Genomic DNA, 18,698 nt, shown 5'->3' with positions numbered 1-18,698 from the left:
TTAAATAGGTGGAAGTCGGTCGTTAGCAACCTTTGATTTTACTATTGTAGTTGTATCTTGTCGGTGATTTACAAAAGTTGGTTTGTGTCTCCAGAGATCGCTTGGATTGCAATCTAACGCTGTACAAAGAGCGTCCATCGTGTCCGCCTTTACTTGTTTTGGTGCATTAGATAATAACAAACTGATCGAAGGGGCAGATAAACTATAGCCAGCCTTTTCTTCCATGAGTCGAATTAATTCTGCTCCGGTCCATATTCCTCTTTCAGCCATAACCTGCCTTAATCTCCACTCAAGTGCCATTATTTATTTCCTCCATCTTCCAACAGCATTTGTTTCCATTTATCTTGCGCCATAGTGATTCGTTTCTCAAGATAATTTGAACCTGGGTTTGAATAAGTAAGTGTTGTTGTTATATCAACGTGTCCTAACAAAGTTCTAAGTGTCAATAAGTCAACACCTGCTTCAGTCAAACGGGTTGCAAACGAATGACGTAATTGATGTGGACTGAATATCTCATGGTCCTTGAAACCTAACTCCTCTTGTCTTCTCCGTAAATTGCTTCTGGCTGTGTTTTTTTCTATTCGTTGTCCAGACTCATTCATAAATAATGGTCCGTGATCATCAGTACTGAATTTAGGTCGGATCTCGGTTATATACCATTTAAGAAGTTTATCCAGCCCATCTAACATAGGTACCCACCTACGTTTATAACCAGAACCCTTCGCCCCTTTGCCATATCGAATATAAAGTTTCCCATTATCGCCTAAATCGAACCGGCAATCAGATACGTCCAACATTGTTGCTTCGAACAACCTCATTCCAGATAATTCAATTGCTCGAAAAAAGGTGTAATCCCTAGCGATAGTATAATATTTCCGGGCGTGTTTAATTTTTAACTTCATTCCGTCCCAAAATCTCTCAAGAATTTCAGCCTCAGGAGGATATACTTTGCCCTCAACGTCTCCTTTAAGATGTAAATGTCGGTTAAACCGATCCAGCACTACCGGCACTGACACTCTGTAGTTTTGCCATATTTCATGTCCGTACCTTGAGCGAATAAAGTCCAAAAATGATGATAGGCTTGACTGATATTTACGTCGAGTGGAATAGGCTAATCCTTTACCAACTAACCCCTCATAAAATTTGTCAACATCTAGAGTTGTTATTTCCCAAATAAAATAATTAGTTCCTTTTAGAAATTCTAAGACTTTGGATACATTTAATGCGATTGTAGCATCCGTATAACCAACGACCTTTTGTTGACGTTCCCAGGAGGCAAGTAATTTTGATTGAAATTCTACTGACTCATCATATGTACTTATTTTTGAAGTTTCATTATTAATAAGGGTGAGTGTACTCTTCATTTATCCATACCACTTCCTTAGATGTTGTTTAAAATATTTAGACAGCATCTAATATATCATATTTCATTTAGGAGATAAACATTATATATTCCCGATGGAAGGAAGATTAATGGATATATTGCATGGGGAATTATGACGAAAGAAGGAGACCGAATTAAATTGGATTCGTTAGGGAGGGAACTGTCCAGAGCAAATCCGGAAAGAAGAGTGATATTGTTTTCATCGGCGCTGAAGAGAATTAAAGCTTACCATACCGCTCTTGAATGGATGTTTCATCAGAATATTACATCGCCGACCAATGTCGAAGTAGCCGCACGTTGGTACGAACATAATAAGCCGGAAATCGAAACCGACAATGAGAATACAATTAAAGACATGGCCGTTTGTTTTTTTCGATTGTGTCAAGCGGCTAAGTTAGGCGACCTCATCATTGGCAGACACGGTCAGCCAACTAGATTTGAAGTGAACAGAGAATCGTTAAGCCGGTATATTGCGAAAGATTCGTTACACATTGAGCAAGCCAATGCGGTTTCTGAATCAAGAATGGTTAAAACGTCTGCTTCCTATGCGGAAGGGTCCCCAGCCTCAAGCGAACAAACAGAGCTTGCGGTTTATGATGAAAGCTTTAAACAAGCTGCCCATCCTATGACGGAGATGAATCCGGCACTCCCCGCAAAGATATTTATTTCTCATAGTAAAAACATGGAGATGGTTGAGCAGATCAAAACCATGCTTGAACTCGCAGAATTGGATTATGAAGTAGCGGTTGAGGAGGAAACTTCAGCGATACCGGTTCCCGAGAAAGTTTTTAATGCGATGAGAAGATGCAATGCCGCCGTTATTTGCGTAACGGCAGACGAAAACGAAAAAAGAGGCAACGGTTCGTATGGAATAAACCAGAACGTTCTAATCGAAATCGGTTCTGCTTTTGTCTTGTATGATAAAAAAGTCATTCTTGTTTGGGACAAGCGATTGCCCGTTCCGTCCAACCTTCAAGGATTATATCGCTGTGAATTCTCAGGAGACGAATTATCGTGGAGTACCGGGATGAAACTAATGAAAGCGCTTAGTAATTTTCGGCATAAAACCGCAAATTAAAAAAGCCGAGGCCCCGGCCCTCGGCTTTTATTTTGGTCATTGCTTCAACTGCTCCTGCACAAGCTGGATTTGCCCGATCAGCATCGCTGCAAATTCGGCGTCGATTTTTTTGCCCGATTGGGCTTTCACATGGTTGATCAATGCGTTTAACGCGCCTATCTGAGCCTTTTTGTCCTGGTTTTTCTGGGCGGCTTCGATTTTGCTCGTCAGGCTGTTGTCTTTCTCGACCAAACCGTTCGTAACGCCCCATTGCACGAGCTCGTCCAGATGTTGAAGGTCGATCTGAGCCTGCAGCGTAAATGGCTTGGAAGCCGTATTCCCGACTTTGTCGGTGGCGGTCACGACGAGCTGGTGTTCGCCGTCCCCGAGCGTCATCGGATCCAGCTCGAACGGATTGCTCACCGTTTGGCCGTCCAGTTGAACCGTGAGCTCCTTCAGGCCGCTGCCCGCATCCGTCGCTGTCGCTTCAAAGGTGAACGGCTCGAAGGCATTTACGGCCGATGCGACGTCGGCAGGCTCCGTCTCGATGACGGGAGCGGTAATATCCGTCGATATCCGGCCTTCCGCCTCGTAAGCGATCGGCTCGCCGACGCTCTTCAGGAAATCCACCGTCGCGTCCACGTCGATCGGACCTTGATAGAAGTTGTCGCCGTATAGCTTGAGCAGCTTATATTTGTCCGACGTTTGCTCGTACATATAGTTGTTGACGGCTAAGGAATAGGTTCCGTCCTTGTCGATGGGCTGTCCGTCCGGAAGCCTGATCTGCTTCACTTTCGACGTCGCGGCATCCCAGGTGTACGATGCGCCGGCGATGAAGGAGTCCGGGCCGTAAGCCGGATTGATCATCGCGTTCAGAATCTCTTCGAACTCGGCGCCCGTCACCTCGACGCGCACGACCGTGTTGCCGAACGGCTGGACATTAAACAGCTCGCCCCATGTAATCGGACCGGCATTAATGTTGTCGCGCACGCCGCCGCCGTTCATCAGGGCGAAATCGCTGTCGACGGACCACTTCATGGCGTCCGCAAGGAAATTGCCGAGCCCGGCGTCGCCGAATACCTCTTTTGTCGGATAGCTTTTGAGCATTTCGACGGCCGATTCCCCGACGACCGCGTTCAGCTTCGGCGCGACCAGATCCAGATATTTGTTTAAAATCTCGGAAGCTTGCGGATCCGGCTCGATGCCGGACTGCACGACATCGACGATTTCAGCCTTCTTGCTCAGTACGTCGCCCGTTACCGGGTCGATCGTCAAATCCACGTCGCCGATCGCTTTGCCGTATTCCCACGCTTGGACGATCAATTTCCCGTCCACGATCCCGTTATTTTTCTGATGATTATGCGCCGAGAAAATAACGTCAACTTCATCGTCGACGCCTTCCGCGATTCGCGCCGCATCTCCCGTCACCATATCGCCGGACTGGGAGCCCGGATTGTGGGCAAGGACGACGATCGTCCGAACGCCTTGATCCTTCAGCTCGGATACATACTTGTTAATCGCAGCCATTTCATCCGTGAAGCGAATGTCCTTGATTCCTTCCGGAATGACCATGCTGACCGTTTCCGTCGTCGTAACGCCGATAAAGCCGATTTTCACTCCGCCGACCTCTCGGATCGCATAAGGGTCGAAAACAAGCTCGCCGCTGTCTTTATATTCAATGTTCGCCGCAAGGACAGGGTAATCGATGCCGTCGTAGTTCGGCGTGCCGTTCGGATGCGTACCGCCGTCGATAAGGCGGCGAAGCTCGTTAACGCCTTCGTCGAGCTCATGGTTTCCGATACTGCCGACGTCGAAGCCGACCGCTTCCATAAGCTCCACGGTCGGTTCGTCTTGGAACAGCGCCGATACCGGGGACGATCCGCCCACCATGTCGCCCGCATGGACAATGAGCGTATTCGGGTTGGCCGCTTCGCGCTGCTTCAAATAAGCCGCCGTATAGTCGAAGCGTCCGTACTTGACTCCGTCGATCGTCTCCGTCACGTCGATCTTGCCGTGCAGGTCGTTTACGCTCAGAAGCTGAACGGATACCGGCTCCGCCGCCGCAAGGGCTGTCGGCGCATGGCCCGCCGTCCATGCCGTACCTGCCGCGAACAGGAGCGCAAGGCCGGAGGCCGCCCATCTTCTCGAATTTTTAAACGCTATCACATCATGCACCCTCTTCCTATTTTTCTTCTAAAACAATGCATCTTCAATATACCGGCAATATGTTATCGAAATGCTATCAATCTTTTAAGGATCTATTAATATTTTGAAGGCTTTCGGAAAGATGGCGGTTTGGCTTGCGGCTGAAGCGACAAGGAGATATCCTTAGCAGCAAGGAGGAGGTGCGATACCCGTGCAGGAAACGGAGAAAACGTACAATACGGCGGTGGAAGCGACGCTTGAGGTCATGGGCGGAAAATGGAAGCCGGTCATTTTGTTTCATCTGACGTTTGGCAAGAAACGAAACGGAGAATTTCTAAGGCTGATGCCCGCCATTACGCAGAAAGTGTTGACCGAGCAGCTGCGGGAGCTCGAGCAGGATGGGGTTATTAAACGTACCGTATATAACGAGGTCCCTCCGAAAGTCGAATATGAGCTGACGGCATATGGCTGGACCCTGAAAGACATTCTTCATCTGATGTGCAGATGGGGAGATACGCATGTTGAACGGGTGTACGGCGATAAGGCCAAAGTGCTCCTGGGGACGGAGAAGTTGATGAAAAACGAGATAGAAGAAACCGGTCCCTAAAGCGCGGAACCGGTTTTTTCTTATCCCTGGAGGTTAAGGAATGACTTTGCGCCGACGGAGATCGTCGAAAATACTTATGAACATGGCCTCCGTATCCACAAACTCGTGAAAGCCTAATCGGCGGGCCTTCGTGCCGTCGGCGAAAAAATCGTAATCCCAGGAGAACACAAAGTCCCCGAAGCGCCAGGATGAAACGTCCTTGTAGCTGTTGTTCTCCAAGCCGTGCTTCTGGATCATGGAATTCCACAAGGGCTCCTTGTCTGCCATAACCGTCTCTAAAGACATCGGCAGCGGGGGCGCTGTCTCCAGTTCGAAGTAGTTCGCGATTTTGGGCCAAAGCTCGCTCCAACGGAAGAGGTCGCCGTTGTTGATGTTGAACGCCTGATTGGCGCAGCGGCTGTCGGTCGCCGCCCACACCGTTGCTTTGGACAGCAATTCCGCGTCGGTCATCTCCAGCAGGCTATGGTACGCGCCCGGCTTGCCCGGAAAGCGGAGCGGGAGTCCGAGCTCCTTCGATATGGAAGCATAGATCGCAATGACCATCGCCAGGTTCATCGGATTGCCTAAAGCGAATCCGCAGACGACGGACGGGCGAATCGCCGACCATGTCCAATGTTGTCCCCGCTGCCGCCGTTCAAGGAACTGCTGCTGGTCGATGTTAAACTCCGGCGGCATATGGTAGGCGTCGGTTTCCTTGGCCGGCGTCTTGAAGGGGCCGAGATGAGCGCCGTATACTTTGTAGCCTTGCATGAGACTGATGTGCCGAAGCGAAGCGGCTACCGGCTCAATCGCATTGACGACGTTGACGAGCATGGCAAGATTGGGCGCGACCAATTCAGCCCACGTCGGGCGGTCTTGATAAGCGGCATAGAAGATGTGCGTGACTTCCGTCAGACCGCCCAGCTTCATTCGGGTGTCGGTTTCATCGAGAAGATCGGCGGCCACATACCGAACCCTGTCGGAGGATTCGCCGCCGCGTCTCGATACCCCGATAATGTCCCAGTCCGGAAGCTTCGTTAAATAGTCGATCAGATTGCGACCGATGACGCCGTTGGCGCCAATGACAAGAGCGGTTTTGCGATCGGAGGATTCACGAGGAGAATTAAGCATAACATTTCCTTCCTTCCGTTTTTGTATTTGCTGTCATTGTGCATCATCGGACGGCAAGTGAACAGTACGCACTTTGACGTTACATGGTCACTTGAAAGTAACGATGCGGACCTTTGCCCGTCTGCACTATCCTTTCGATACGCCAGAAGTATACCAAGGGGTACTATCGACGGAGCCGGATGGCTGTCATACTTCTCGTTGGAAGAGATCAACGAAAGGAAGTGTGCATGAATGTCACCGCAGCCTATTTCGGCTTCCGGTCTATCCGGGCTGCCGAAGGATACGTTTGTTGGCGGTTCGCTGAAAGCTTTTCGCGAAGATCCGCTTGTTTTTATGAACGAGCTTCATCGGAGGCATGGCGACTACGCGAGGTTTCGGCTCGGACCGCAAAAATTTTATGCCCTATTCGACCCGGAGATGCTGAAGGAAGCGATGGTGACGAAGGCCGACGCCTTCAGCAAAGCCGGCGCGTTCGACGAGATTAAGCGGCTTACCGGAGAAGGGCTCGTCATGAGCAACGGAGAGCTTCACGACAGGCAGCGCCGCATTCTGCAGCCGAAGTTCACGAGAAAGCATATCCGGCGATACGGGGAACAAATGGCCGAAAGCACGCAAAGGCTCACCGGCGATTGGGTTCACGGCCAACAGCGGAGCCTGACGCATGACTTGTTCGCGATCACATTCGACATCATCGCCCGAACGATGTTTAGTTACGACTCGAGCGAGCAGTTGGACCGAATCGAGAAAGCGTTCGATTCCATTAACCGGATCGCCGTGGAGAAAATGCGGACGCTGGTACGGGTGCCCCTGTTTATCCCGACTGGCCAGAACCGCGAATATTTATCGGCGCTGCAGTCGCTTGACGAGGTCGTATTCGGCATTATCGCCAAAAGGAGGGAGAGCGCGGATTCCGATAGAGGCGATCTGCTATCGGTTCTGATGGACGCAGTGGACGAAACGGATCAAAGCGGCATGTCCGATCGCCAGCTCCGGGATGAGCTGATGACCATGTTCCTCGCCGGACACGAGACGACTGCCCATACGCTGGCTTGGGCTTTCGATTTCGTCATGCGTTATCCCGACGTGGAGAACCGGCTTGTCGAGGAATGGGAGCGGGTGCTCGGGGGGACGCCGCCGGGAGCCGAGCACTTCAACGAGCTTTCCTATACGCAGAACGTGCTGTGGGAGACGCTTCGGCTGCGGCCATCGGGATATTTGACGGGCCGCACGGCCATTAAGGACACGGAATTGGGCGGCTTGCCGATCAAGCGCGGGGAAGCGCTCATGATCAGTCCTTATCCGCTTCATATGAGTTCACGTTATTTCGACGATCCCGAGGCGTTCCGTCCGGAACGATTCGAGAACGATGATGTCAAGACGCTTCCCATGATGGCTTACTTCCCGTTTGGGGCGGGCCCGAGATCCTGCATCGGCAACCATTTCGCAATGCTCGAGATGGTCATTATTTTCGCGTCGATCGGCCAGAAATTCCGTCTCCGCCATATTCCCGGCCATCCGCCCGTCACGTACGAGGCGCTTATGACGTTGACGCCGAAAGGCGGCATTCGCGTAACGGTGGAACGGAGATAAAAGCGCTCCAACAATAAAAGGCACCCCGAATGGGGGTGCCTCTCGCATATCGCTGCGCCGCTTCTATTCGGCCGGAGTGCTTACAGCTTCGTCTGCCGACTCCTCTGTCCCGGTCGCTCCTTCCGTCTTCGCTTTCTCCTGTTCTTCCTGCTCGGCTTTAATGAGCGCCGCCTGTCCTTTCTCTTGCAGCGACTGCAGCGCTTCGTCGAGCGTCTTCGTTCCCTCCTGCACGCCGGTAAGCTCCTGGTTCGCGATTCCGTCGAATTCCATATAGAAATTCGACGGGAGCTTGTCGAACTCGCCGTACGGATTTCTCGTGCTCGGCTTCAAAGCATAGAATGCCGCATAGTTACGGCCCTCCTCGTCCTTGATGTAGTCCGTGCGGATCGGGAAGCCGTTATAGAAGCCGCTTTTCGACGCAACCCGCGCATATTCGTCGCTCGTGACATAGTTGATGAACTGCCAAGCGGCATCGGTGCTCGGAGACTGGGCGTTGATCGCATAAATCGTATTGAACGACATGGCCGAGGAATAGTCGGGGTTTTGCGGGTCGACAGGCACCGTAACGAGATCCCAGTTTTTCACGACTTCGGCCTTATCCTTCAAATAATTTTCCGCTTCCTCGATCTGCTGGCGCATCCAAGGTCCTTCGACCATCATCGCCAATCGGCCCGATATGAACGGATCCGACATCAAATAATCCTCATAGGTTTGAGCATCCTGCTGGTTCTCGCTTTCGAAATAGAGCGTCTTCGAATCGATAGCGTCAAGGGCGGTCTGGAATACGCTCTTCCATCCGTCCGTATTGATGGTGACTTCCTTCTTGTTCGCATTTACGAAGCTTAAACCATTCGTATTGCCGATCGTATTGCCGATTTGGAACAAGCTTTTGTCGTAGCTCATTTTCAGCCCGTATACCCGATCTTTGTCGGAACCGTCCGTCGGGAACATCCGCGCAAGCTGCAGCACGTCGTTCCAGCTCATCCGGTCGGTCGGATACGGGATATTGTATTTGTCGAACAGATCTTTATTATAATAAAGGGCTTGTCCGTAAAAGTCCGGCACCATTCCGTAAAGCTTGCCGCCGCCCTTCTCCTTCAAATAGTCGATCAATCCGGGAACAATGTTTTCCGTATTGTATTTTTCCTGCGACATTCTCGTTTCCAGATCGTACAGCTTTCCTTCGGCGGCCATCTTCTCGTATTGTTCGGAGTCCAGCATCAGGACGTCGGGCTGATTTTCTTCAATGAATTTCATCATTTCGGCTTCCATGTCTTTGCCTTCTTCATAGCGGACGGTTTGCGTCGATACGACCTCGATGTCGATATTCGGATACAACGCCGAGAACAACATGCCGTAATCCCTGAAAAATTGCTGCTCGTCATAATACATGACCTTGATCGAAGCCTGCTCGTTCTTTTTCGGGTCGCTGCTTCCCCCGAAGCTGCAGCCTGCCAGCATCGACACCGTCAGTGCGGCCGGCAGCATCATTTTTAATAACCGTTTCATCAATGGTTCACTCTCCTGAAATTCTGTACGTAATCTGAATACGGGACCCCCTGCCCTCCTTCCGCGTCTCGTTCTGCATGCGCGTATCGCCGTCTATTAACCCCAAGCTATTAGCGTGTTGAAAGAACGCATGAAATCCATAATGTCCCAGTAAATAGACGGGGTGAAAAGGAAAATTGTTTCAAATAAAAAATATCTTCAGCTTTTTTGTGGAAAATATTTATGAGCACGGGCTGGTGGTAAATGATTGGTGTGGAATGGCGTTTAGTCCCATCGCAACGAACAATATCTACAGTTAAGCTGAGCTGAGTGACCGTTTTATATTTTTAAATTTCATATATGATTCGACTCTGAGATTCAAGTTCAATATTTGCGTTAGGCAGATAATGGAAATTTAATTCTAACGGAGATCTTAAAGATTGTTCTATTCACTGTGAGCTTGATTAGGGTCTGTTGGCGTGGACATACGAAACCTTGTTGAACCGGCTGCAACAGATGAAGGTTCGTGGAGAAGCTAATTCAAAAAGCAATGGGGGATCGAACGCAGCTGAAATGATTTGATATAGGTCCTATTAATAGAATATCAGTTACAGAGGTGCGACTATGCGATGTGAAGAAGTCTGAAAGAACTTCCTAGATGAGTAGGTCATCGATGAGATACAGATGGTTATATATAATTTGTGTATGAACTCAAAGCTTTATTTGCTTTATCACTGCACTAGGAACATCTATGCCAATTTATCTATTTGAGGCGTTATGAATGAATAGTACCAACGTACTGAAGTGAGCAAAAAAATTAGTTTTCTTAGCTTATAGACCTTATACCCAACAACGGTAAAGAATGGTATAATTGAACTAAGTATTGTTGTTTTCGATATCAAAAAGGGAGGTAAGGTCTTTGCGTGCACCTGATTTAACTGAAGATCAAGTGAAAGAAATTTGTCCTACCTGCACTGATATTGTATTTCTAGGTAAGGGTGGACAAAAGACGGTTTTTTCTTGTTCAATTAGTGGAGTAAGGTATGCAATCAAATTTTTAGATCTTACAAATATCCAAGATCAACAAGTCCAGCAGTCTCTTGATAGTGACCATTATTCGATTTCTCCAATCGAGGATATTCGAGAAGATGTACTAGCAAGAGCAAAACGAGAAATTGATATTATGAATCGTTGTGAAACCCCAACCTTGGTTAAGTTAGGCCCTATCGGTATGACGTTTGTCGAATACAAGAGTAGAAAGTTGCTATATTTTACAGAAGAATTGGTAAGCGGGGAAGACCTATATACAATAATAAGGCGTGACCGGCAGATTACCCTACAAGAGGGGATTCAACTTGGAATAGATATCGCAACTGCAATTAAGCATTTATGGGATATTAACATGGTACATAGAGATGTGAAGCCTAAGAATATCATGAGAAGAGACAATGGTACCTATGTTTTATTAGATACTGGCCTAGCTTTCGACCTTTCGGATGAGTCACTTACCGCAGCATTCATGACAGTAGGCACACGTATCTATATGTCTCCAGAGCAATTGAAAAACGTACGGCGAGGAATAGATTTTCGGTCAGACCTCTTCCTTTTGGGCATAGTACTTTACGAGTCTCTGACAGGTCAACACCCCTTTTTTACAAGGGGTCTAAATTCAATGCAGTTGGTAGCAAATATAGTTTCCAATCAGGTTGAGAAACCTAGTAACTTGCGTACAGACTTACCACAAAGTCTAAATGCTATAATTATGAGATTACTGGCAAAAGAACCGCACTTGCGTTTTAAGACTTGTGATTCCCTCATAGAGAAACTCGCTCAAGTAAGGGAGGAATTGTTATGAAATTGTTTATCCAGCAGGGATATGGTAAAGGGAATAAAATACATCAGGCACTTTCGAACGGGTCGGGTGATGGTGTTATTTTAAGTCCAAGGGATGATACTGAAGATAATTTAAGGTTGTTCAGGAACGACTTATTGAATGATTACCATACAGCGGAAGTCTTATTGGATCCCCAATTTTATTACACAACTTACATGGATGGGACTACAAAAAATCTTACTGATTATACGTATTATCCAGGGCATCTAACTATGTCGTCCTTCCGATCAATAAGGGATATCCAAAGATATGCTGAGGAGACAATTGACTTTCAAGTATCTATGGGTGTTGATTACATATTATCTCCGACATTGTTAATTAATAGTTTTAGTGATCGACAAACTCAGATTTGCTTAAGTTTAGCAGAAGAAACAAAAAATATAATGCTGATGAAAGAGATAAAAAAACCACTTTTAGCTTCTTTGATATTTACTGAGTCAGCACTTAATGAAACAGATAGGGTTAATGAGTTTCTGAATGAGATATCGGTTTTGGAAGTAGAAGGGTTTTATTTGACAGTTGCCAGAAATAATAAAGATTACAACCAAAATTTTGATAGCGATCATGGGCTATCAAACTTATTGTATTTTATCTATTCGTTATCTGAGATTAATGAATTTAAAGTTGTTATCGGTTATGCAGACATAATTGGTTTATTGTACTTATGTGTTGGGGCATATGGAATTGGAACGGGTTGGCACAATAGTTCAAGAAAATTTACGGTGCAGCAGAGAATCCTCCCTTCGACAGGTGGGAGATTACCACGCGAGAGATATACATCTATTCCACTTCTAAATTCACTTTTAGTATCAGAACTTGATTCTATTGCAGCGAACGCACCACAAAATTTGTTTCAAAGTGTACTCTCCAATACAGGTGAAGACAGAATTATTTATGCCGGTTCTAACCCATCAGATGGTTGGAGTAGGGCATTATCGCATCAGCAGCATTGGTCTGCAATTAAGCAATCAATGGTTGATATTTTTCAAAACAGTATTGATATAACAGCTCGACTCAATTACATGGAAGAAGCGATTTCAAATGCAGAATCGCTGTATACGATGTTAGAGAGGTATGCCGTTCAATTCGAAAGGGCTTCCTCCAAATCCCATTTAAACACTTGGCAATCGGCAATACGGATCTTTAGATCCATAGCAAATGTTTGATAGATTCACACCAATAATGGTTTTTCCAATACCGACTAAGTGAAATGCTTTTTTTCTTGGTCGGTTTTTTCTTGGCTTTAAAATAACAGTATAATTTTTATTTGAAACAGATACTAAACCTATTCCGTTAATTCTAAAGTGTTCAAGATTTTCTAGGGCAGGTTTAATATATCTTTCAGGCATTACAACTGAGGAATATTGCGCAAATCCTAGATAATTAATAGCTTGGTAAAGCGCTCTCTTCCAGTTGTGAAGCTTTGCTTCGTAAGCGTGAAAAGTAATTCGAGGTATGTTCACAAACGGATGTATTGTAAAAGTATCTTGCGCATGTTGTTGAATGAGACCACCTTCAATAAGCTCTTTAAGGTGTCTCCGAACGGTTGTTTCTGATAAACCGGATAGCATTACAATGGTATTTAGTTTTTGTCTTTTCTTTTGATATAACACAGATAAGACTTGAGCTGGACCAAGTCGACTCAATATTTCCTCTGCACCTTCTGGAAGCATCCAGTGAGGAGAAAGGAATGCTGCAACTACATCCGCACGCCCTTGCCAGCAATCTAATTCTCGAAGGATAATTGGTGTTTTCTTTTTAGATCTTTGAATTAGAAAATCTTCAAATGAATTAATTAGTGTGCTTTCTTTCGACTCAAAAGTATCAAGAAGGTCAGCATAATTAATAGCCATAGGCATTCTCCTTTCTCTAGTTTTTAATTCTTCAAACAATGTTCTTTCTATTCAAAGCTAGTTTTCTTTCGCTAAGAACTTTCCAGGTTTCACTAAGATCACCCATACCTAACACTTTATTTTATCATATACATCTAATTTACTCGATAATTTTCTAATGTTTTTATTGGGTATATATTTTACCGAAAAATCCTGCTTTATACATGCCCATTGTTTTCTTCGGGATAACCTAGGGTTCGAGCTTGAAGCTATTTAATTACGGCCACGTTTTCTATAACATATATTTAAATTTTATTTATTATAACGTGGGAACATGCATTCTTCTGCGTTCAGAAATGCTAAAATAATAAAAAGAAAGACGTCTTAGCCTCAAACAAACTAGGAGGAGACAGCCCAACCGAGCACCCGGTGAATTGGCATCGCAAGCTTGCGCATGGGGAAGGTGATCATCCTCAGCATGGCGAGTGGGATCGGAATTATAGACTGGAATGGTTTTCTGTCATGGTAATCAAATAAGCGATCCGAGGAGCTGAACGACGAATTGTCGCAACTAAGCAAAGCTTTCAGCTTCTACTGTCTCGCCGGCCGATGAAGTTCACCCTCGATTTTAAGTTAATGGAACCGAATAAGAAAGCACAAGTTCAAATTGTCCCTGAAGCGAACATGCCGGGCTTCTGACAAGCTCGCTTGTATATGAACTTACTGGCGATTGGCTGAAAGCAAAATGAAGAGCAAAATGCCGCTACATGACAATCAGATACACGGACAAGCCCAACATGGCAAGCGCATTAATCGCCATATAAGGTTTATGCTTGGCCCGGAACAGATGCGCGTGAATGGCGCCGAGCATCAGAATCGCGAGTAACGCGGCGGCGTATTGCAGCAGCCCGGGGTACCGGAATCCGGCCATTATTCCGATCGCTCCGACGGTCTCCAGAACGGCGGTTGCATCCATTAACCAGAATGGGTAACGATATTGGTTCCAGTGATGAACCATCGATTGCTGCCGAAAAAATTTCGTGGAAGCAGAGAATGCGAACATGAGAATCAGGATAATTTGAACGATTGCGGCAGCCATTTTGCAACAAACACTCTCCTTTATGATCTTGAGCGGGGTCGTCTCTATCTGCAGTACAGTATAAAGCGGGAGTGCCTATATGAATGTAGGGCGGACTACAAAGTCGGCATCAGGAGGGGCTTTGCTTTGGACAAAATCAAATACTTATCCCGTATTCAATTATTTGACGGCTTGGAGCTCGAACAATTGCATAATATCGCTCCCGTCACCCCGGCCAATACGGTTAAACGGAAAACGGTCATCGCTTCCCCCCATATGCCTCAAAAACGTTTGTTTCTTATAAAATCCGGCAAAGTCCGGCTGTACCGGATATTGAAATCGGGAAAAGAACTAACCGTCGATCTGTTAGGTGACGGCCATCTTTTCGGCGAAGCGGGGTCGTTCACGACAGGTTCGGAAAGCCTGTACGCGGAAACGATGGAGGACTCGATCATCTGCACGCTGGACAAGGAGCGCTTCGAAACGATCGTAAAGGCGAACCCGGAGATCGGGCTTAAATTGATCGGCATCGTATCGTCGAGGCTGAAAGAAGTGGAAGAAATGCTTGAGCTCTTGGCCTATGGGAGCGTACGCCGAAGGCTCCTCTACTTGCTCTATAAATTGTCCCGGAAATTCGGGCGGCAAGCGGAATCCGCTCAAGGCTGGGTCCGGTTGGAGATTCAGCTTACGCATCAGGAATTGGCCAGCATGGCGGGGAGCATCCGGGAGACGGTGACGGAACAATTAAGCGGGTTTGTTTCCGAAGGGCTGATCGGCAGGACGGGCGTGCGAAGCCCGTTATCGGTACATCCCGAACGGATTTTGAAGGCGATGGAAACGTGCAATTAAAACGGCATAAGACGATCTAAACAAAAAAACCGGCAGCGAATGCCGGTTTTTTGATTTATCGTATTGCACGCAAAGAAGCGCTGTGGTATGATGAAGAGCGCTATTACAGTTTTCAGTAAAAGGACATAGTGATTGCATTTTATTTACACTTTAATTTTAGCATCAAGGTTTATCGTTTGTCAAATCTTTTTTTAGAATCTATTATTAGAGGGCAAAGGAGCGTTCGGATCGATGATGAACTCTAACGATTGGCAGGCTGAACAGGAACGGCTGGAGCTCGTTACGAAGAAGCTGCAAGCGAGAATCGTCGAGCTGGAGCCCGAGGCGGCCGGGCTGCACGAGCAGGCGACGGACATTCGCAAGCGGTTCTGGGAAGAAGTGACGGTCAATACGAGCACGGAAGAAGATTTTGAAGAGACCTACTTCACGATCAGACAGCAGGCTGCGGTGTTGTCCGAACGGGAACGCCGACACCGCCAGCTGATGCAGCAGTGGAACAGCATGCGCCGGCTGCTGCCTTCTCCTTATTTCGGGCGCATCGACTTTCGGGAGGATGGCGAACGCTCCGCCGAGCAAGTCTATATCGGCGTCTCTTCCTTCGTCGACACGGACGGCATGAGCTTCCTGATCTACGACTGGCGCACGCCGATTGCGAGCTTGTATTACGACCATTCTCCGGGCGCGGCCGCCTATGAGACGCCGGGCGGAACTATAACGGGAACGATGGAGCTGAAGCGGCAATACCAGATTCGCGACGGGCAGCTTCGCCATATGTTCGACGCAAGCGTCACGATCGGCGACGAGCTGCTGCAGCAAGTGCTCGGCAAAGGCGCGGACGCCCAGATGAAGAGCATCGTCGCAACCATTCAAAAGGAGCAAAATGCGATCATCCGCGACGATAAAAGCCGGATGCTTATCGTGCAGGGGGCGGCCGGCAGCGGAAAGACGTCCGCGGCGCTGCAGCGGGCGGCGTATTTGCTCTACAAGCACCGCGACAGGCTGAAGGCCGACCAGATCGTGCTTTTTTCGCCGAATCCGATGTTTAACAGCTATGTATCCACCGTTCTTCCCGAGCTCGGCGAGGAGAATATGCAGCAAACGACGTTTCAGGAATATTTGGAGCATTGGCTTGGATCGGCCTTTCGTCTGGAGGATCCGTTCGAGCAGCTCGAATATATGCTGACGGAACAAGGGGCGCCGGGGTATGAAGCGCGGCTGAACGGGATCCGGTACAAGGCTTCGGAAGCGTTCCTGCAGGCTCTTCAAAGCTATGCCCTTTGGCTCGCGCGCGAGGGGATGCTGTTTCGCGGAATTCGTTTCAGGGACCGGGAGTTGATCTCCGCCGAGGAAATGAAGTCGCAGTTTTACAGCTATGACCCGTCGATTCGTCTGGCGAACCGGGTCGCGCTGCTGCAGGAATGGCTGCTGAAGCGATTGGCGCTTCTGGAGCGCAAGGAACGCGAGGCGGAATGGGTGCAGGAGGAGATTCATTATCTCGACAAGGAGCAATATGCCGAATCGTTTCAAGAGCTGCACCGGGAGCGGGGCGTTTTTGACATGGCCGAGAAGTATGCCCAAGTGAACGAGTTCATAAGCAAGAAGCCGCGGGGGGACGAGAGCGACCTGGACTTTAGCGAGCGGGAGGAAGAGCTGCTGCGCCGAACGGTCGTGAAGGAAAGCTTCAAGCCGCTCAGGAGGAGCGTGAAGCGGCTTGCGTTCGTCGACGCGACCGGGCTGTACGTTCAGTTGTTCGACGAGGAAGATGCTTTCCGGAAGATGGCGAATGCGGCCGAAGTGCCGGAGCTTTGGCCGGAAATTTGCCGGCAAACCAAGAAGAAGCTGAGCCGCGGCGAGCTGTTCTATGAAGACGCGACCCCGTATCTTTATTTAAAAGAGCTGGTCGAGGGCGTTCGGACGAACACGGAGGTACGGCATGTATTCGTCGACGAGGGCCAGGATTATTCGGTGTTTCAATACGAGTTTCTCAAAAAGCTGTTTCCCCGAGCCTGCATGACGGTGCTCGGCGATTTCGGCCAGGCGATTTTCGCCCAGGCCACCGATCTGCACAAGGCGGATTCGCCGCTCATCCGGCTTTACGGCGAGGCCGAAACCCGCTTGATTCGCCTCGTTCGCAGCTATCGATCGACCCGCGAGATCGTGGACTTCACGAAGGCGCTGCTGCCGGACGGCGGGGAGATCGTGCCGTTTGAGCGAAGCGGCGGGAAACCGCTGCTCGTTCGGGCGGGCAGCGGCGAGGAGCGGGCGGCGCGAATGGCGCGGGATATCGCGGCGCTTCAAGCCGAAGGCTTCGGCTCCGTCGCCGTCATCACGAAGACCGCGGCGGAGAGCCGCGGCGCGTACGAGCTTTTGTCCGCTCAAGGCTGCCCGGGACTGCGGCTCATTACGAAGGAAACGAGCCAATTCGAGAAAGGGACGATGGTCATTCCCGCGTATCTCGCCAAGGGCGTCGAGTTCGACGCCGTGCTGATTTACGATGCTTCTTCTGCGGCGTACTGCCGGGAAAGCGAACGCAAGCTGTTTTATACGGCATGTACGCGAGCGATGCATCGCCTGCTGCTTTATGCAATTGGGGAATGGACGCCGTTCCTTAAGACGGCGGATGCGGATTTGTATGAGGCAGAGCAATAGAATAGTGGTCTCGCAGGAAAAGAACGGCTGCCGTCCGTCGGCAGCCATTCTTTTGGTTCGGCGATCGAGCTGTCGGCTCGTGTATCCGAAGCTGCGCCTCGAGTTACAAGTGCGAACCGCCGCTGGCGTCGATCACTTGTCCCGTAATCCACCGGCTGTCCGGGGATGCGAGGAACGCCGCGATATCCGCGATATCCGCCGGCTCCCCCCACCGCCCGAAAATCGAGAAGCCGGCGCCGAACCGGCGGCTTTCGGGATCCTGAAGCATCCCGGCGTTCATATCCGTGGCCACGAAGCCCGGGGCAATCGCATTTATCGTAATTGCTCTCGTGCCAAGCTGATTGGCAAGGGAAAGGGTCAAGGCGTTGATCGCGCCTTTGCTCATCGTGTAGGCCGGGATGGACGGCAAGGATATACGCGTGACGGCGGATGAAAGCTGGATGACGCGCCCGCCGTCCCGAATCCGGGAGATCGCTTCCTGCAGGATAAAGAAAGGCGCCTTCACGTTGACGGCCATCATTGCGTCAAAGGACTCTTCATCCGTTTCCTCTATCGTTCTCACAAGGCCGACCCCCGCATTGTTGACGACAATATCGATGCCGGACGTTCCGAAGCGGGATTCGAGTTCCCGGTCCAAAGCGGCGTAAAAGGATCGGATGCCTTGAACCGATCCAAGATCGGCGCCAAGCGCGAAGGCCGTACCGCCGCCGCGCCGGATCTCCTGGACCGTTTCTTCCGCTCCGTCCCGGTTGGAAGCATAATGCACGGCGACCGATGCTCCTTCGCTTCCAAGTCTCTTTGCGATCGCCCGGCCGATGCCCCGGCTGCCTCCGGTTACGACGGCGATTTTATGGTTCAGCTTACTCATTTCATCATCTCCAGTACACATAATTTCCTTGCAACTCATTTGTACCACAGACGGCATTTTGTAATGTTGCGCTCTCATTGCGCCGTTCGGCGGTTATAGCCCGGAGATCGGGCGGGGACAATGGAGACGTATGAAGACGCGCAATAG

At 49.1% G+C, this 18,698-nt stretch carries 15 protein-coding genes; 7 read left to right on the top strand and 8 right to left on the bottom strand.

Annotated elements, in window-relative coordinates; all coding sequences use genetic code 11:
• Positions 1-300: a helix-turn-helix domain-containing protein gene (locus ACFSW5_RS25650; RefSeq protein ID WP_379280036.1), complete on the bottom strand. Its 300-nt coding sequence runs from the start codon at positions 298-300 to the stop codon at positions 1-3.
• Positions 300-1,364, bottom strand: a complete 1,065-nt coding sequence (locus ACFSW5_RS25645) for a tyrosine-type recombinase/integrase (protein ID WP_379280033.1) — start codon at positions 1,362-1,364, stop codon at positions 300-302. Before ACFSW5_RS25645 ends, ACFSW5_RS25650 begins: the two co-directional genes overlap by 1 nt.
• A gap of 159 nt (positions 1,365-1,523) precedes the next feature.
• On the opposite strand from ACFSW5_RS25645, the gene ACFSW5_RS25640 reads away from it, so the two are divergent.
• Positions 1,524-2,462 carry a TIR domain-containing protein gene (locus ACFSW5_RS25640; protein WP_379280030.1) on the top strand — a complete coding sequence of 313 codons (939 nt, stop codon included), beginning with the start codon at positions 1,524-1,526 and terminating at the stop codon, positions 2,460-2,462.
• Positions 2,463-2,498: 36 nt separating this feature from the next.
• On the opposite strand, the gene ACFSW5_RS25635 is transcribed toward ACFSW5_RS25640, so the two are convergent.
• Positions 2,499-4,607: a 5'-nucleotidase C-terminal domain-containing protein gene (locus ACFSW5_RS25635; RefSeq protein ID WP_379280028.1), complete on the bottom strand. Its 2,109-nt coding sequence runs from the start codon at positions 4,605-4,607 to the stop codon at positions 2,499-2,501.
• Positions 4,608-4,797: 190 nt separating this feature from the next.
• Between ACFSW5_RS25635 and ACFSW5_RS25630 the strand changes: the two genes are divergently transcribed.
• The gene (locus tag ACFSW5_RS25630; RefSeq protein ID WP_379280025.1) at positions 4,798-5,193 is read left to right on the top strand and encodes a winged helix-turn-helix transcriptional regulator; all 396 of its coding nucleotides are present in this window, start codon (positions 4,798-4,800) and stop codon (positions 5,191-5,193) included.
• 33 nt (positions 5,194-5,226) lie between these two features.
• Here the strand turns inward: ACFSW5_RS25630 and ACFSW5_RS25625 are convergent, their stop codons facing one another.
• Positions 5,227-6,303, bottom strand: coding sequence for an SDR family oxidoreductase (locus ACFSW5_RS25625; RefSeq protein WP_379280021.1), 1,077 nt, complete (start codon positions 6,301-6,303; stop codon positions 5,227-5,229).
• A 231-nt stretch (positions 6,304-6,534) separates the two neighbouring features.
• Here ACFSW5_RS25625 and ACFSW5_RS25620 point away from each other — a divergent pair, with 231 nt between their 5' ends.
• Positions 6,535-7,893, top strand: coding sequence for a cytochrome P450 (locus ACFSW5_RS25620; RefSeq protein WP_379280018.1), 1,359 nt, complete (start codon positions 6,535-6,537; stop codon positions 7,891-7,893).
• 63 nt (positions 7,894-7,956) lie between these two features.
• Here ACFSW5_RS25620 and ACFSW5_RS25615 read toward each other — a convergent pair whose 3' ends face one another.
• Positions 7,957-9,402 carry an ABC transporter substrate-binding protein gene (locus ACFSW5_RS25615; RefSeq protein ID WP_379280015.1) on the bottom strand — a complete coding sequence of 482 codons (1,446 nt, stop codon included), beginning with the start codon at positions 9,400-9,402 and terminating at the stop codon, positions 7,957-7,959.
• An 898-nt stretch (positions 9,403-10,300) separates the two neighbouring features.
• Here ACFSW5_RS25615 and ACFSW5_RS25610 point away from each other — a divergent pair.
• Together ACFSW5_RS25610 and ACFSW5_RS25605 are read left to right on the top strand one after the other, a co-directional pair.
• Positions 10,301-11,236: a serine/threonine protein kinase gene (locus ACFSW5_RS25610; protein WP_379280011.1), complete on the top strand. Its 936-nt coding sequence runs from the start codon at positions 10,301-10,303 to the stop codon at positions 11,234-11,236.
• A complete protein-coding gene (locus ACFSW5_RS25605) occupies positions 11,233-12,441 on the top strand; it encodes a hypothetical protein (RefSeq protein WP_379280009.1) in 1,209 nt (402 codons plus the stop codon). The genes ACFSW5_RS25610 and ACFSW5_RS25605 overlap by 4 nt, the downstream gene beginning before the upstream one ends.
• On the opposite strand, the gene ACFSW5_RS25600 is transcribed toward ACFSW5_RS25605, so the two are convergent.
• Positions 12,388-13,128: a hypothetical protein gene (locus ACFSW5_RS25600; RefSeq protein WP_379280006.1), complete on the bottom strand. Its 741-nt coding sequence runs from the start codon at positions 13,126-13,128 to the stop codon at positions 12,388-12,390. The two genes, ACFSW5_RS25605 and ACFSW5_RS25600, sit on opposite strands and share 54 nt — an antisense overlap.
• A gap of 742 nt (positions 13,129-13,870) precedes the next feature.
• A complete protein-coding gene (locus ACFSW5_RS25595; RefSeq protein WP_379280004.1) occupies positions 13,871-14,206 on the bottom strand; it encodes a DoxX family protein in 336 nt (111 codons plus the stop codon).
• Positions 14,207-14,332: 126 nt separating this feature from the next.
• Here ACFSW5_RS25595 and ACFSW5_RS25590 point away from each other — a divergent pair, with 126 nt between their 5' ends.
• Positions 14,333-15,034 (top strand): Crp/Fnr family transcriptional regulator, encoded by a 702-nt coding sequence (locus tag ACFSW5_RS25590; RefSeq protein ID WP_379280001.1) that lies wholly within the window; start codon positions 14,333-14,335, stop codon positions 15,032-15,034.
• Between the two features lie 234 nt (positions 15,035-15,268).
• Positions 15,269-17,683, top strand: coding sequence for an RNA polymerase recycling motor HelD (helD, locus tag ACFSW5_RS25585; RefSeq protein ID WP_379280258.1), 2,415 nt, complete (start codon positions 15,269-15,271; stop codon positions 17,681-17,683).
• A 103-nt stretch (positions 17,684-17,786) separates the two neighbouring features.
• Here the strand turns inward: helD and ACFSW5_RS25580 are convergent, their stop codons facing one another.
• Complete coding sequence (locus ACFSW5_RS25580; RefSeq protein WP_379279999.1) at positions 17,787-18,551, bottom strand: SDR family oxidoreductase; 765 nt, start codon at positions 18,549-18,551, stop codon at positions 17,787-17,789.
• Positions 18,552-18,698 lie beyond the last annotated feature (147 nt).

The sequence above is a fragment of the Paenibacillus thailandensis genome, assembly GCF_042685365.1.
In the GTDB taxonomy this organism is placed as follows: Bacteria; Bacillota; Bacilli; order Paenibacillales; family Paenibacillaceae; genus Paenibacillus_AP; species Paenibacillus_AP thailandensis.
The sequence above is the reverse complement of the archived record's forward strand: the minus strand, read 5'-3'. Positions and strand labels throughout refer to the sequence as shown.